The 14,709-nt window shown below is 52.0% G+C and carries 13 protein-coding genes; 4 read left to right on the top strand and 9 right to left on the bottom strand.

Annotated features, from left to right (window positions below; genetic code table 11):
* Positions 1 to 111 precede the first annotated feature (111 nt).
* A complete protein-coding gene (gene ddlA / locus HV352_RS18230; RefSeq protein ID WP_101700605.1) occupies positions 112 to 1,206 on the top strand; it encodes a D-alanine--D-alanine ligase in 1,095 nt (364 codons plus the stop codon).
* Positions 1,207 to 1,231: 25 nt separating this feature from the next.
* On the opposite strand, the gene HV352_RS18235 is transcribed toward ddlA, so the two are convergent.
* Positions 1,232 to 1,453 (bottom strand): DUF2754 domain-containing protein, encoded by a 222-nt coding sequence (locus HV352_RS18235; protein ID WP_019076140.1) that lies wholly within the window; start codon positions 1,451 to 1,453, stop codon positions 1,232 to 1,234.
* Positions 1,454 to 1,717: 264 nt separating this feature from the next.
* Between HV352_RS18235 and HV352_RS18240 the strand changes: the two genes are divergently transcribed.
* Positions 1,718 to 2,041, top strand: a complete 324-nt coding sequence (locus HV352_RS18240; protein WP_047357674.1) for a DUF2755 family protein — start codon at positions 1,718 to 1,720, stop codon at positions 2,039 to 2,041.
* Here HV352_RS18240 and HV352_RS18245 read toward each other — a convergent pair.
* Together HV352_RS18245 and sbmA are read right to left on the bottom strand one after the other, a co-directional pair.
* Positions 2,026 to 3,129 carry a DUF1615 domain-containing protein gene (locus tag HV352_RS18245; protein ID WP_181634953.1) on the bottom strand — a complete coding sequence of 368 codons (1,104 nt, stop codon included), beginning with the start codon at positions 3,127 to 3,129 and terminating at the stop codon, positions 2,026 to 2,028. The genes HV352_RS18240 and HV352_RS18245 overlap by 16 nt on opposite strands.
* A 16-nt stretch (positions 3,130 to 3,145) precedes the next feature.
* Positions 3,146 to 4,366 (bottom strand): peptide antibiotic transporter SbmA, encoded by a 1,221-nt coding sequence (sbmA, locus tag HV352_RS18250; RefSeq protein WP_016155831.1) that lies wholly within the window; start codon positions 4,364 to 4,366, stop codon positions 3,146 to 3,148.
* 383 nt (positions 4,367 to 4,749) lie between these two features.
* Between sbmA and ampH the strand changes: the two genes are divergently transcribed.
* Positions 4,750 to 5,907, top strand: a complete 1,158-nt coding sequence (gene ampH / locus HV352_RS18255) for a D-alanyl-D-alanine-carboxypeptidase/endopeptidase AmpH (protein ID WP_016151995.1) — start codon at positions 4,750 to 4,752, stop codon at positions 5,905 to 5,907.
* 1 nt (position 5,908) lies between these two features.
* Here the strand turns inward: ampH and iprA are convergent, their stop codons facing one another.
* Both iprA and ehaB read right to left on the bottom strand, forming a co-directional pair.
* Positions 5,909 to 6,532: a hydrogen peroxide resistance inhibitor IprA gene (gene iprA, locus HV352_RS18260; protein WP_016155830.1), complete on the bottom strand. Its 624-nt coding sequence runs from the start codon at positions 6,530 to 6,532 to the stop codon at positions 5,909 to 5,911.
* A gap of 89 nt (positions 6,533 to 6,621) precedes the next feature.
* A complete protein-coding gene (gene ehaB, locus HV352_RS18265; protein ID WP_075846787.1) occupies positions 6,622 to 9,546 on the bottom strand; it encodes an autotransporter adhesin EhaB in 2,925 nt (974 codons plus the stop codon).
* A 510-nt stretch (positions 9,547 to 10,056) separates the two neighbouring features.
* On the opposite strand from ehaB, the gene hemB reads away from it, so the two are divergent.
* Positions 10,057 to 11,031 (top strand): porphobilinogen synthase, encoded by a 975-nt coding sequence (gene hemB / locus HV352_RS18270; RefSeq protein WP_016151991.1) that lies wholly within the window; start codon positions 10,057 to 10,059, stop codon positions 11,029 to 11,031.
* A gap of 78 nt (positions 11,032 to 11,109) precedes the next feature.
* Here the strand turns inward: hemB and tauD are convergent, their stop codons facing one another.
* The 4 genes from tauD to tauA are packed head-to-tail and all read right to left on the bottom strand — an operon-like array spanning position 11,110 to position 14,529.
* Positions 11,110 to 11,961 (bottom strand): taurine dioxygenase, encoded by an 852-nt coding sequence (gene tauD, locus HV352_RS18275; protein WP_049042258.1) that lies wholly within the window; start codon positions 11,959 to 11,961, stop codon positions 11,110 to 11,112.
* Positions 11,958 to 12,788 carry a taurine ABC transporter permease TauC gene (tauC, locus tag HV352_RS18280; RefSeq protein WP_016155826.1) on the bottom strand — a complete coding sequence of 277 codons (831 nt, stop codon included), beginning with the start codon at positions 12,786 to 12,788 and terminating at the stop codon, positions 11,958 to 11,960. The genes tauD and tauC overlap by 4 nt, the downstream gene beginning before the upstream one ends.
* Complete coding sequence (gene tauB / locus HV352_RS18285; protein WP_016155825.1) at positions 12,785 to 13,552, bottom strand: taurine ABC transporter ATP-binding subunit; 768 nt, start codon at positions 13,550 to 13,552, stop codon at positions 12,785 to 12,787. The genes tauC and tauB overlap by 4 nt, the downstream gene beginning before the upstream one ends.
* A 14-nt stretch (positions 13,553 to 13,566) precedes the next feature.
* On the bottom strand, positions 13,567 to 14,529 hold the full coding sequence (tauA, locus tag HV352_RS18290) for a taurine ABC transporter substrate-binding protein (protein ID WP_181634954.1): 963 nt from the start codon (positions 14,527 to 14,529) through the stop codon (positions 13,567 to 13,569).
* Positions 14,530 to 14,709 lie beyond the last annotated feature (180 nt).

Consider the following 14,709-nt stretch of genomic DNA (forward strand, 5'->3'; position numbering starts at 1 on the left):
CGCTTATCTGTTCCTCTGTTGCCCACCAAAACAATCTGCCAGAAGCCGAGGAAACCTGCGTTTTGTCGTGGTAAGGTATGTGCTTTGCATTCATGGAATGGGTTTTTTAAGATGGCAAAGTTGCGGGTAGGAATCGTATTTGGTGGTAAATCAGCGGAACATGAAGTGTCATTGCAATCGGCAAAAAATATTGTCGATGCCATCGACAAGACTCGCTTTGACGTTGTGCTGTTAGGTATTGATAAGCAAGGGCAATGGCACATTAGCGATGCCAGTAACTATCTGCTCAATTCAGATGATCCAGCGCATATTGCGCTGCGTCCTTCCGCGACCAGCCTGGCTCAGGTCCCGGGTAAACAAGAGCACCAGTTGATCGATGCGCAAAACGGTCAGCCACTGCCAACGGTCGATGTTATTTTCCCGATCGTACACGGCACGTTGGGTGAAGATGGCTCTCTGCAGGGTATGCTGCGCGTGGCGAATCTGCCGTTCGTCGGTTCTGATGTCCTGGGTTCTGCGGCATGTATGGATAAAGACGTGACCAAACGTCTACTGCGCGATGCCGGATTAAACATCGCGCCATTTATTACGCTCACCCGTGCCAATCGCAACCGCATCAGCTTTGCCGAGGTGGAATCCCGCCTTGGCCTGCCACTGTTTGTGAAACCAGCAAACCAGGGCTCGTCCGTTGGCGTCAGTAAAGTGACCAGCGAAGCGCAATACAATCAGGCCGTCGCGCTGGCATTTGAATTCGACCATAAAGTCGTGGTGGAACAAGGGATCAAGGGCCGCGAGATCGAATGCGCGGTGCTGGGCAACGATCAACCGCAGGCCAGTACCTGTGGCGAGATCGTGCTGAACAGTGATTTTTACGCTTACGACACCAAATACATTGACGATAACGGTGCCAAAGTGGTTGTTCCGGCAGCGATCGCACCGGAAGTTAACGATAAGATCCGCGACATTGCTATTCAGGCTTATCAGACGCTGGGCTGCGCCGGTATGGCGCGCGTGGACGTTTTCTTAACCGCAGAGAACGATGTTGTGATCAATGAGATCAACACGCTGCCGGGCTTTACCAACATCAGCATGTATCCAAAACTGTGGCAGGCGAGCGGCTTAGGCTATACCGATTTGATCACTCGCCTGATCGAACTGGCGCTGGAACGTCATGCGGCGGATAGCGCGTTGAAAACCAGTATGTAAACCCGCCTGGATGCCTGATCGATAGCTATTGGGCATCCTTTGCTTCTTCTTCATCTTCCACGCGGCGACGGATAATTAATCCGGCCAGCCAAAAGCTAATCACCCACGTCACCAACCCCACCGCATAGGTCTGCCATCCCTGCGCTTCAAAACCCAGTAAGCCGACCACACCGTTCAGAATAAAGATAAGCCCAATAGCGAAGGCATAGTAGTGCCAGTCTCGGCGGATTTTAACAGGCAGGTTCATAACGGCTCCGGTGGAAATACAACGTGAAAGCGCATCCTCGCACATTTCCTCATAGACGTCTGTGGCCTGTGCGGAATTTCTGAAATGTAACTTGATTTCACTTAAGGTTACGTAATTGTGACAACCAGCAAAAAACCGAGATCCAGGAATAATCTCTACCTGAAATTACCATCATTCTGATATTGACATTGCCGATCACCTGTCAGACTCACTGTCAGTTCCAGGCATCACGTCAAAAAAAGCAGGTTATTTCCGGAGGTCTTTATGGCTGATTTTACGCTCTCAAAATCCCTGTTTAAGGGCAAACATCGGGATACCTCCTCCCTGCCCGGCAACATTGCGTATGCCGTATTTGTGCTGTTTTGCTTTTGGGCAGGCGCGCAGGTTTTAAATCTGTTGGCCCACGCTCCCGGCATCTATGAACAACTGATGCAGTTGCAAATGCAAGAGACAGGACGCCCACGAGTTGAAATTGGCTTAGGCGTCGGTACCCTTTTTGGGCTGGTCCCTTTCCTTGCCGGAAGTCTGATTCTTGGCGCCATCGCGGCATTCGTGCGCTGGCGCCGCCGTCATCATAATGATGGCTGACCCATACATTTCGCCCGACGCTCGTCCACGCGTTTCGCAAACCATGCGGTAGTCAGATTACGTGTAATCTTCGGGCTTTCCAGCTGAATGCCTGGCAGCATTTCACGGGGTAGCGCTTTCCCGCTCTTCGCTTCCGCCAGCTTATAGACCTTCTCGTACAGCGCGGTATCCTCAAAGGCCAGACTGTCACCTTTTTGCAGTTGACGGTGGATCTCACTCTCGCTCATCCCCAGCTTCCCGGCCAGTTTACGTACCGCCAGCTCGGTTTTGCCCGGCTCGCTGCTGCCGTAGAGAATCAAGTCACCATCCATCGCCAGCTTCACTCCGCTGGCTTTACTGACCGCATTCTGGAAAGCTGCATTGCGGCTGGCATACCATCCCGCATTGAAATCGGCGAAACGGAAGATTGGCGCGCTGTAATTCGCCGGGTAGTTAAGCAGATGATACGTACCGAACCACAGCCCACCGCGGCGGCTGAACACTTCCTGACGAACTGTTCCCGCCATTTTCCACGGATACCCGTCGGCGTGCTGCTCGGCAAACGCGATACTGACCTGCATTGGCCCACCGGTATGTACCGGATTAAGCGAACCAAACAGCGTCTGCCCCATCGGTACCATATTGATAAAATCATCAAAAATGGCGCTAAGCTGTTTTTCCGTTTTCACCGTATCCAGACGCTCGCTGTAGCTTTTCCCCGTTGGCGAGTTAATCTTCAGTGCGGTATGCACCATAAACTGCGGGATATGCATACGCTCGGCGCGCCGGTCGATCTCTTTCCAGGCGATTTTACTTAAGTTTGGAACGGCCGGATCCGCCTGATAGTTTGACTCCTGTTGCGCAACCGCTAGCACCGAACAGATATTTTCAACCGTCGGCGCCAGCTTCTGGCTTTCAAACGTCTTCGCTAAATCCTGCGCCCATGCGTCCCGGTCTTTCACGCTGGTGGGCATTTTCTGGCGCACCACGCTCGCCACATCGACGGCTTTCTCCCCTTTTTTTAGCGGCTGCGCGGGTTGGCTACTACATCCCACCAGCACCAGAGCGGCCAGACCGGACAAGGGGTAAAGACGGGAAACCGTCGACATAACATCTCCTTTTTTATTAACTAAGCGTATGGGTAACTTCCTGAATATCCTGGCCATCAAGCTCACGTTCAAAGCTGCGCAGACGCTTATAAATAGACATCAGTTCGACTAACGTTGTCCAGGAGTTAATCAAATACTGGAACGAGCCGCGCACCTGGCCAAACACGTTGGTGATTTGCGTCATCAGGCCGAGCGTAATCGTACCGGCAACAATCGACGGAAACAGCAGGAACAAGCCGAAAACGTTATCAACCTGCAGGTATAGAATACGGGCGATATTGAAGTACATATAGTGAAAATAGAGGCGGAAGTAGTTCTGGCGCACCGCATGGAACAGTTCACGCACCGTCGGCGGGGTCGCACGATTAGCGTCATCTTCGCCGTAAACCAGTTCTTTACGGTAAGCCGCTTCCACGCGCTGGTTTTTAAACTCCAGCCCCGGAAGTTTGATGCCGACTACCGCCAGCAAGCCGGTTCCCATCAACGACCAGACAATCGCGGCAATCACCAGGCCATAAGGAACATGTCCAACAATGGGCAGGTCCGGCACATGGGCCGAGAGAGTGACCAGGACAGGTAAGAAGGCAATCAGCGTCATAATCGCATTGATAAAGCTGACCCCCATATCTTCAAGCGTGGAGGCAAAACGCATGGTATCTTCCTGCACACGCTGCGCCGCGCCTTCGATATGACGCAGATGCTGCCAGTGCGCCATATAGTGTTCGTTCATTGCGGTACGCCAGCGGAATACATAGTGGCTGACGAAGAAGTTGTTCATCACCCCAATGACCACGGCAATCAGCGCAATGCCAAGAAAGATGCCTACTTCATGATAGAACTGCTCAATCTTCACCTTATGCGGCGCACTCAACGCGGATTGAATCAGATCATAGAATGGCGCATACCAGGCGTTGACGGCGACGCCAACTTCAACCAGAAACCAGGTCACGAAAATAATCAGCGACGTGCCCAGTATGGACCAGTACTGCCAGCGGTGCGGGCTGTAGATAAACCAGAACAGCGCGAACACACCAACACAAAGAATGTAATACGCATAAAAAATCAGGTAATCCAGTGACCAGAATCGGGCCGCGCTAATCGGTACGTCTCCCGACGCGCCGGTAATATGTGCAACCCAGGCTCCCCCACCTCCTTGCCAGAATACAACGGCGACCAGTGCCCAAATAAATGCCGAAATAAAGAACGGCCCCGGCTTTGGGAAAAAAGACTTAAACATAGTGCTCTCCTGCTAACTTCTTATCGTTATGACGACTGCTGTGTATTTGCCACCGTGGAGTGCGGCGGCCAGACGGCTTACGCCCAAAAACACAAGCTGAAACCGACAAGTGTGACCAAAACCGCGGCACTTAGTTCGCACCCGGGTATGAAGAATTGTTTCTGTGATTTTCACACTCGACAACGTTCCAGCAAGTGCAGATTATCACAGCGTGAGATCACAAAAGCGAACATCCGTAATCCGGGAAACGCTCGCGTTTACTCATCGTTACGTTTTTCACACTATCATTGGCTGATAAGCGCTTTGCAATACGCCGATGAGTAGTATAAATACGCATACGCACGACATCCTTTTTCACTTTCTCTAACTCATGGACACCACCGTTGAAACGTAGTCTGCTTTTTTCTGCCGCGCTGTGTGCGGCGTCATTGACATCTGTCCAGGCGGCACAGCCTATAACCGATCCGGTCTTCGCCTCTGATATCGTCGATCGTTATGCCGACCATATATTTTACGGCAGCGGTGCTACGGGGATGGCGCTCGTGGTGATTGATGGTAACCAGCGAGTATTTCGCAGCTTCGGCGAAACACGCCCTGGCAATAACGTCCATCCGCAGTTGGATTCCGTTATTCGAATTGCCTCTATTACTAAATTAATGACCAGCGAAATGCTGGTGAAATTACTCGATCAGGGTACGGTTAAACTCAACGATCCATTGAGCAAATATGCGCCGCCTGGCGCGCGCGTGCCGACTTATCAGGGCACGCCGATCACGCTGGTGAATCTGGCGACACATACCAGCGCGTTGCCGCGCGAACAGCCTGGCGGCGCGGCGAAGCGCCCGGTATTTGTCTGGCCAACCCGTGAACAGCGCTGGAGCTATCTCTCAACCGCCACGCTTAAAGCCGCACCGGGCTCGCAGGCTTCTTATTCCAACCTGGCGTTTGACCTGCTGGCCGATGCGCTGGGAACCGCATCCGGAAAGCCTTATCCGCAGCTGTTTGAAGAAAAAATCACCCGTCCGCTGGGGATGAAAGACACCACCTTTACCCCATCCCCCGATCAATGCAGACGCCTGATGGTCGCGGAAAAAGGCGCCAGTCCTTGCAACAATACCCTGGCGGCGATGGGCAGCGGCGGTGTTTATTCAACGCCCGGCGATATGATGCGCTGGATGCAGCAGTATCTCTCATCTGATTTTTACCATCGTAGCCAGCAGGCCGACCGTATGCAGACGCTGATTTATCAGCGTACGCAGTTAACCAAAGTGATAGGGATGGATGTTCCGGGTAGAGCCGATGCGCTGGGTTTGGGCTGGGTCTATATGGCGCCGAAGAATGGGCGACCGGGAATTATTCAAAAAACTGGTGGCGGCGGCGGCTTCATTACCTATATGGCGATGATCCCGCAGCAAAACGTCGGGGCATTTATCGTGGTGACCCGCTCTCCGCTAACCCGCTTTACCAATATGAGCGACGGTATCAACGATCTGGTTGCAGAACTGAGCGGGAACAAACCGCAGGTTATTCCTGCATCCTGACTTAATACTCAAAAGGCAAACGGTTAATGCTCACCAGTTTGCCTTTATTCATTTCAATGTAACCACCTTTACGCAATGCCGCGAGAACCTCAGCGACAACTGAGCGTGAAATTCGCGTGCGTTGGTGAATATAGTTCATGACGCCGATACGCGAACGCAGTACGTCGTCCCATTTCATCATGGATATCAGCGTCGCGCGGATCTGATCGTAGGAGTTATTGCCGATCAGCTGCAGATCGCGCAACTCAAACATGGAGTTTTGCCATGCCAACCAGCAAAAGGCTTCACGCCAAAGCTGGCATTGTTCAATTATATTTATCGTTTGCGAAGCAGGCAGGTGGTATCCCGTACAATTACTTTCGGTTATTAATTTGTATTGTACATCTGTTTTCATCACGCCATCAGAAAGGCCCATAATAAAAGGCGCCTGTGCAATCCCGACCAGTACGCATTCCCCTCTACGTAAGGAAACAACACCACTTAAAATAACGAAAGTATCATCACTATTAATATCACCGGAATAAATTATTTCTTTTTCGTTCCCACACTCAAAGTGTTTACCATATTTCGCTAAACATTTATCAAGCTTACCAAACTCAAGAAGAGGTTTATTTGAAGATAGCATGTGCGCATTCCTTGCAAGAAATGCCCGTCAAATCCGTGACGGGCATTATTCTAAATTAAATTACCTTTTATTTCTCTGCGAGAAAGTTGTTACCAGGTATATTTAACACCAACGTTTGCAGACCAGTCTTGATCGACATCACCACCACCGAGGTAATTAGCATCAGTGTATGCGCTGAAGTTCTTGGTGAAGCTAAACTGAGTACCCAGTCCAACGCGTACCGCAGAACCTTCTACGCCGTTGTCGATAGAATCACCGTTTACATCAGAATCGTTGTTAGAGTCGTCGTAAACGTAGGCCAGTTTGAAGTACGGGGTCAACGCCTGGTCATCGCTGTAGGCGAAGGTATAACCTGCATCTACACCAAGTTCATAACGCATGCTGTCATAAGACTGACCGTCAACTTTCATGTCGTTGCTCAGCTTATAGTCATCACCAGACTGGAACAGACCGGATACGCTACCGTAAGGGGTTACGTAACCTGCGTCACCCAGCTTCAGGTCATAACCCAGTTTCAAGCCAAAGCCCCAGGCATCAGAAGAGGTGCTGCCATCAACATACTGACCGTTGCTCATGCTGGCAGACAGATCGTTGTTGAAGTGGGAGTAGCTTAAGTTACTGTCAACAAAGATGTTGTTCGCAAAACGAGCAGAAGAGTAGATATAGGCAGTCTGGCTATCCTGATCTACCTGGCCGGTACGATCACTCATGTCACCTTTCGCAAAGCCTGCCGCAGCACCGACAATCCACTTAGCGTTGTTACCATCGATTTTGGAATCAACACCGACCATGATGCCGTTAACATCCTGATCATAGTTAATGTTGCCGTTATCCGCATCGAAGCTGCCGCCGAAGTAGCTCACCCATGCACCACCGTTATCTACCAGACCATGACGCGCGTTAGTCAGACGAGTACCAACGGTGTCTTGTTCCAGGTTCCAGATATTCGTATTGGCAGACGGAATGCTCAGCGCCATGTTCGCGTAGTCGGTCAGCTCCATCTGCTGCAGAACAACGGTGTTACCCTGCTGCTGAGCCTGATAGGTGTAAGCACCCAGGTCTGCTTTGTTGGCTGCAGAGAAAGTTGCGGTGCTGTTCGTGTCGTTAACGTAGATCAGCTCGTTACCGTTGTAATCAGCAACAGAACCTGCGCCAGTGGCGTTATCGATGCGAACTTTATAGTTACCGGTTGCCGCTGCTACGTGATCACCGTAGTTATCAACTTCAGACTGATCGCCTGAGGTGTCAGAATCGCCGTTACCGTTGATAGTCAGATGACCATCAGAGTTCATCGCGATCACACCATAACCGTAGTTAGCCTGGCGCGTATCGTTGGTACGATCGTTGGTCAGGTCAGCATTCAATACATAGTTAGCGCTGTTGATGTCGAAAACACCCGCATTAACATGGTTGTAAGCGTCGGTGTAGCTGGTCAGATTCAGGGTATCAACTTGCAGTGCGTTCCCGGTGCTGTTGCCCACATCCAGAACGCCGTTGTTGGTGACGTTAATGGTATTGGCATACAGCGCGGCATTAAGCACATTCCAGCCGGCAGAGACATCATCAGCAATCGTTACGGTACTGTTGTCAATAGACAGCGTATTAGTCGCAACACGACCATCTTCATTGATGTTCAGTGCGGAAGCACCGGTCAGAGAGATGGAGTCAGAAACCAGCGCAGAATCACCCACGTTGACAACGGAACCGCTGTTGATGCTCAAAGTGTCAATCAGAGAAGTTTTGGTGGTATCCCACTGGGAAGCGCCGTTCAGCGTCACGTTGAACAGACCGCTCTGATAAACGGTATTGCCAACCACATGACCATTTTCGTCATAGGAGGATGTGTCGCTATCGATACCGTAGGTTGAAGAAGGCCACAGGCTGTTGGCAGCGATATCAATCAGCGTAGCGGTGGCTTCAGTGCCCTCAGCATAGCTTTCGTAAACACCATCACCATCAACGTCAACCTGATGGACGGACATTGCCGCACCAACCCACTTGCTGCCGTGGTTCAGGGTCAGATCCAGACGGTCAGTACCATCCCAGCCGTTGGTATCCAGATCGGCATCAGTATCGCGGTAAGTATCAGCACCGTTCGGGAAGAAGTTCTCATCAAAGTTGCTGGAGAACAGCACATCGCCCATCAGCGTAGCGTTATCAAACGTGGCGGTGGTCTGCATCGCGTTATCTGCATTGGGATTAGCAATAACCGCCAATGCGATATCATTCGCGTTCCAACCGTTACCGTTGTAGTCGCTCGCATTGCTGGTGTTACCAAACCAGCCGGATCTTCCTTCATCAGACCAGGAACCTGAGGTCAGGGTAGAGTCGGTAACAGCGATAGTGTTGTTAAACACTTCGCCGCTGTTTACGCCGGTGATGACGGTATTATCGTCAATATCTTCCCACTCATAACCCTGAGTCAGGGTAATACCCGCGACGTGAGAGTTGTTGGAGATAGACAGATCAACTTCTTGATCCAGAGTGATAGCCGTACCCAGGTTATAAACGTCGACAACGTGCGTATCAGCCACGTCATTATAGGTACCGTTGTAGGTATAATGTTCGTAGTTGTCATCGATAGTGGAGTTGATGACGTTCATTGCCAGACGGTCGTAGTAATAGTCGGTACCCGTACGGTTAGTACAATCCGTGGTCATACACTCGGATGTCACCATACCGTGAATGGTACTGTTTTTAATCGTCAGGCTGTTATAATTGCCGTTAGTTGACAGTCCATCATCCAGATAATAAGTAGAAATAACGCCGTTGACAGTAGCGTTATTGATTACCGGATAAATATCACCGTTATAAATGCTATCAGTGCCGTAATTGTTCCAACCGACATAGCCATCGAAGTAAACGTCATCAACATGTGATGCGTCATTATAATGGGTGAACGTTGTGTACGTAGTTCCAGAAATATCAGTAGAAGCATTCGCCTGAGAAGTGATTGCCAAAGTACAGGCTAATGCTAATTGTGAGACTACAAGTTTCTTTTTCCAAGTGTGCATTTGTCATCCCTCCTCAGGGACGTAATATAGTTGATCCATCAATTATCAATGCAAAGAAAACATTTTATGTTTCGCGGGGACGATTATGCGGTTTCACAAAGGAAAGGTTCAATTATTCTTTGCTAGTCGTCCGAAACCGGACAACACTACGAATACTCCCGCCTCTGACACAAAAAACAAAAATACTTATCCTTTCAATGAAATACTGCACAACACACCGCTGAAACATATAATTAATAAATAACTCACCACACACCCAAACAAATAAACAATAAATAAAGAGAAATTATCACCAGCCCTACAGAAATAAACGCATCGATATTTAAAATAATAAAAACAGAAACAAGCAAAATAATGAATATAAATAACTTGCCATAAATGTGAATAAATTGCTCTAATGATTCAGCCTTCCACGATGGAAAATCCAGATATAACGCCAACTTTCGTAAACCACCCACCCTCAGGTTCGGGTATACTACGGCCTTCGATTCCACAAACATCAGGCATACCATGACAGACCTAATCCAACGCCCTCGCCGCCTGCGCAAATCACCTGCGCTGCGCGCTATGTTTGAAGAGACAACACTCAGCTTAAATGACCTGGTGTTGCCGATCTTTGTTGAAGAAGAACTCGACGATTACAAAGCTATCGAGGCCATGCCCGGCGTGATGCGCATTCCAGAGAAGCATCTGGCGCGCGAAATTGAACGCATTGCTAATGCAGGCATCCGCTCGGTTATGACCTTCGGCATTTCCCATCACACCGATGACACCGGCAGCGATGCCTGGAAAGAAGACGGTCTGGTGGCGCGCATGTCGCGTATCTGTAAGCAGACCGTACCGGAGATGATCGTCATGTCCGACACCTGCTTCTGTGAATACACCTCGCACGGTCACTGCGGCGTATTATGCGAGCACGGCGTTGATAACGATTTAACCCTTGCCAATCTCGGCAAACAGGCGGTCGTTGCCGCCGCTGCGGGCGCAGATTTCATCGCCCCTTCCGCCGCAATGGACGGCCAGGTGCAGGCGATTCGCCAGGCGCTGGATGCCGCGGGCTTTACCGATACCGCGATCATGTCCTACTCCACCAAATTTGCCTCTTCTTTCTATGGCCCATTCCGTGAAGCCGCAGGTACCGCGCTGAAGGGCGATCGTAAAACCTATCAGATGAACCCGATGAACCGTCGGGAAGCGATCCGCGAATCGCTGCTGGATGAAGCCCAGGGCGCAGACTGCTTGATGGTCAAACCGGCTGGCGCATACCTCGATATTCTGCGCGATATCCGCGAGCGCACCGAGCTGCCGATTGGCGCTTATCAGGTCAGCGGTGAATACGCGATGATCAAGTTTGCAGCCCTTGCGGGTGCAATAGATGAAGAGAAAGTGGTGCTGGAAAGCTTAGGCTCGATCAAACGCGCTGGCGCGGATCTGATCTTCAGCTACTTCGCACTGGATCTGGCTGAGAAAAAAATCCTGCGCTAATCACTTTGTTGCCTAATGACGGCTTCGCTTTACCGGACCTACAGGTCGTAGGCCCGGTAAATGAAGCGTCTCCGATAATCACCCCGCCCGAAAAAACGGCTTGTCTCCCAAAATTGTCGCCCGGTGCATAATGCGCCGCAGGGGCAGATAATCCGCATTCGCATAATGCTGCGTCACGCGATTATCCCAAATCGCCACATCGTTGGGCTGCCAACGCCAGCGCACCTGGAACTCCGGTTTAGTGATATGCGCGAACAAAAAGCGCAGTAACGCCTCGCTCTCTTTTTCCGTCACATCGACAATTCGCGTGGTAAATCCTTCATTCACGAACAGCGCCTGCTTCCCGCTCACTGGATGCGTGCGCACCACCGGATGCAGCAGGGGCGGATGCTTTGCCACCGCCTCCAGCCAGCGCTGATGCTCCTCTGGCGTCTGGCGGTATTTATATTCCTGGAAGGATTTACGAAAATCATGCTCTGCCCGCAGGCCGCTCAGCAACTGGCGAAACGGCTCAGATAATGCGTCATAAGCGGCAATCCCGCTGGTCCACAGGGTGTCTCCCCCTGTCGATGGCAGCTCTTTTGCCGCCAGAATCGCGCCCGCTGGCGGCGTGTCGATAAAGGTCACATCGGTGTGCCAGTTGTCGTTATCCGGCGGATTATCGTTATGAGTATCCAGCACGATAATCTCTTCAACCCCTTCGGCATGCGGATAGACAGGGTGAATATGCAGATCGCCAAAACGCAGCGCCAGCGCCCGCTGTTGTTGCGGCGTAATCACCTGCTCACGCAGAAACACCACCTGATGGCGCAGTACGGCGTGATAAAGCTGTTCAAACTGATTATCGCTCAGCGGGCGCGTCAAATCCGCACCGGTGATTTGTGCGCCAATGTTCGGCCCCAGCGGGGTAATGCTCAGACGTTCACTCATTGTACTTCTCCATGCCAGGGCGTCAGGCGGCGCTGAAGCGCGCGCAGACCCAGTTCTAAAATAAACGCGATAACGGCAATCACCGCGATCCCCGCCAGCACCACATCCGTTGCCAGAAACTCACCGGCTGACTGCACCATAAATCCTAAACCTCGCGTGGCGGCAATCAGCTCTGCTGCCACCAACGTCGACCAGCCCACGCCAAGCCCGATACGCAACCCTGTGAGTATCTCCGGCAATGCCCCCGGCAAAATAACAAACCACAGCACCTGCGTACGGCTGGCTCCCAGCGACTGTGCGGCACGCACTCTCACCTGCTGCGCGCTTTTAACCCCCGCCAGCGCCGACATCGCTACAGGGGCGAATATCGCCAGATAGATCAGCAGGATCTTGGAGGTCTCACCAATGCCAAACCAGATCACCATCAGCGGCAAATAGGCCAATGGCGGAACCGGACGATACAGTTCAATGATCGGATCGAGAATGCCGCGCATCGTCGGACTCAGCCCCATAGCGATCCCAACCGGAACGCCGAGCAGTACCGCCGCCAGCAGCGCGATAACAATACGCGTCAGGCTCGCCGCCAGATGCTGCCACAGCGTGGCATCCATAAACCCCTGCGGCCCGGCAATAACCATCAGTTTTTGCAAAACCTGGCCCGGCGGGGGTAAAAACAGCGGACTGATTAACTGCAGCGCCGCCACCGTCCACCACACCGCCAGAATGACGACCAGCGTACCGAAGCTTAAGGTAATCTGCCGCGAGAACGGCCAGCGCCAATTCAGCGCGCGCTGGCGACGGGGTTTATCATTAATCACCACGCTCATGAGAATGCCTCCCGTTGTTCAAAGACACGACCTAACACATACTCGCGCATGGCGATAAACTGCGGGTCGGACTTAATGCTGCGGCTCGGCTCTCCGGCCACAAAGCGACGAGCGAAATTCAGCGGCAGACGCTCCAGTACCCGGCCAGGGCCTGGCGACAGCAATACCAGCTCCGTTGCCAAAAAAACGGCTTCTTCAATATCGTGGGTAATCAACAGCACCTGTTTGCCAGTCTCATGCCACAACTTCAGCAGGAGGGTTTGCATCTGCTCGCGGGTAAAGGCGTCGAGCGCGCCAAAGGGTTCATCCAGCAACAACAGCTGCGGGTTGGCAGCCAACGCCCGCGCAATACCGACGCGCTGACGCTGACCACCAGAGAGCTGCCAGATAAAACGTTTTCCCGCATCCTCCAGCCCAACTTTCTGCAACATCTCCCGCGCGATTCGTTGACGTTGGGGCTTCTCCATCCCCGCCAGTTGCAGCCCGAAGGCCACGTTGTCCTGCACGTTGCGCCAGGGCAGCAGGCCTTCGTTCTGGAACACAACCCCGCGCTCTGCGCCTGGACCTTCAACTTTGTTGCCCGCCAGCATAATGCTGCCATGCTGATACGGCACAAACCCGGCAATCAGATTTAACAGCGTGGTTTTTCCGCAACCAGAAGGTCCGAGTACCACCAGCAGTTCGCCACTATCGAGCGTCAGGTTGATATCTTCCAGCACCGGTTTTCCACCGTAGCTGGCGGCAAGATGAGAGATTTGCAGCATCAGCGCCTCCTTATTTATTGCACGAAGCGATCGGTCACATACTGGCTGTAATCCGTCGCGACGGCGGGGACTTTGCCCTGCTCTTTGAGGAACTGCGCGGTGTCGATAATCGCTTTATTCACCGGGCCGGTTAGCTCAGCGGTTTGCTGTTGTGCCGTCAAATAGGTGTTACCTTTCACCAGCCCTGGCACATCCGCCTCCGGTACGCCACTCAAACGCGACAGTTTGCTGATATTCTCCGGCAGTTTCAGCCATTCATAGGGATTAGCGATATAAGGCTGCTGGGCGTCGATGGCGCTTTTGGCAAAGGCTTTCACCACGTCAGGATGCTTCTCGGCAAAATCTTTGCGCACCACCCACACGTCCAGCGTCGGTGCGCCCCACTCGCCAACCTGCGATGAGTCGGTTAATACCTTGCCATCTTTTTCCAGCGCGTTTACCGCAGGCGCCCAGACATAAGCACCATCAATATCTCCGCGCTGCCAGGCGGCAATAATCGCGGGTGGCTGCAGGTTCACAATCTCCACCTGCCCTGCTTTGATACCCCAGTGTTTCAACGCCGCCAGCAGGCTGTAATGGGTAGTGGAAATAAACGGCACGGCAATGCGTTTACCAATCAAATCTTGCGGTTTACTGATGTTTTTCTTCACCACCAGCGCTTCAGAATTGCCGAGTTTTGACGCCAGCAGGAAAACCTCAATAGGCACCTGCTGGCTGGCAGCGACCGCCAGCGGGCTGGAGCCAAGATTACCGATCTGCACATCACCGGATGCCAGCGCACGGACGATGCTCGCACCGCTGTCGAATTTGCGCCAGTCAACGGTAGCCCCGCTCTCTTTAGCAAAGGTGTTATCCGCCTGCGCCACTTTGGCGGGTTCAGCGGAGGTCTGATAAGCAACGGTGACGTTCACCGCCTGTGCCTGAAATGCGATGAATGCCAGTGCGGCAAGTAGTGCGTTACGCGATGAAATAGCCATGATTGTCTGCTCCCCTGTCTTGTTATGGGGGCAGTATTTCGTTGCGGCACAATTTGATAAAGGAATTAAAAATTCTGGCTAATAGCGATCTGTTTTTAGAAAAAAAGCGGCAATGCTTAGCCCGGAAATGCATTTGATTGCAGGCCGGCAAATTATTGCGATTTTGTTACATTCGTTACA

It is taken from the genome of Citrobacter sp. RHBSTW-01044 (assembly GCF_013781945.1).
In the GTDB taxonomy this organism is placed as follows: Bacteria; Pseudomonadota; Gammaproteobacteria; order Enterobacterales; family Enterobacteriaceae; genus Citrobacter; species Citrobacter braakii.

Coding starts and splice junctions, on each gene's coding strand:
- HV352_RS18235 (WP_019076140.1), bottom strand. CDS start 1,453: ATGAACCTGCCTGTTAAAATCCGCCGAGACTGGCACTACTATGCCTTC.
- sbmA (WP_016155831.1), bottom strand. CDS start 4,366: ATGTTTAAGTCTTTTTTCCCAAAGCCGGGGCCGTTCTTTATTTCGGCA.
- ddlA (WP_101700605.1), top strand. CDS start 112: ATGGCAAAGTTGCGGGTAGGAATCGTATTTGGTGGTAAATCAGCGGAA.
- iprA (WP_016155830.1), bottom strand. CDS start 6,532: ATGCTATCTTCAAATAAACCTCTTCTTGAGTTTGGTAAGCTTGATAAA.
- tauA (WP_181634954.1), bottom strand. CDS start 14,529: ATGGCTATTTCATCGCGTAACGCACTACTTGCCGCACTGGCATTCATC.
- HV352_RS18240 (WP_047357674.1), top strand. CDS start 1,718: ATGGCTGATTTTACGCTCTCAAAATCCCTGTTTAAGGGCAAACATCGG.
- tauB (WP_016155825.1), bottom strand. CDS start 13,552: ATGCTGCAAATCTCTCATCTTGCCGCCAGCTACGGTGGAAAACCGGTG.
- tauD (WP_049042258.1), bottom strand. CDS start 11,961: ATGAGTGAACGTCTGAGCATTACCCCGCTGGGGCCGAACATTGGCGCA.
- ehaB (WP_075846787.1), bottom strand. CDS start 9,546: ATGCACACTTGGAAAAAGAAACTTGTAGTCTCACAATTAGCATTAGCC.
- HV352_RS18245 (WP_181634953.1), bottom strand. CDS start 3,129: ATGTCGACGGTTTCCCGTCTTTACCCCTTGTCCGGTCTGGCCGCTCTG.
- hemB (WP_016151991.1), top strand. CDS start 10,057: ATGACAGACCTAATCCAACGCCCTCGCCGCCTGCGCAAATCACCTGCG.
- tauC (WP_016155826.1), bottom strand. CDS start 12,788: ATGAGCGTGGTGATTAATGATAAACCCCGTCGCCAGCGCGCGCTGAAT.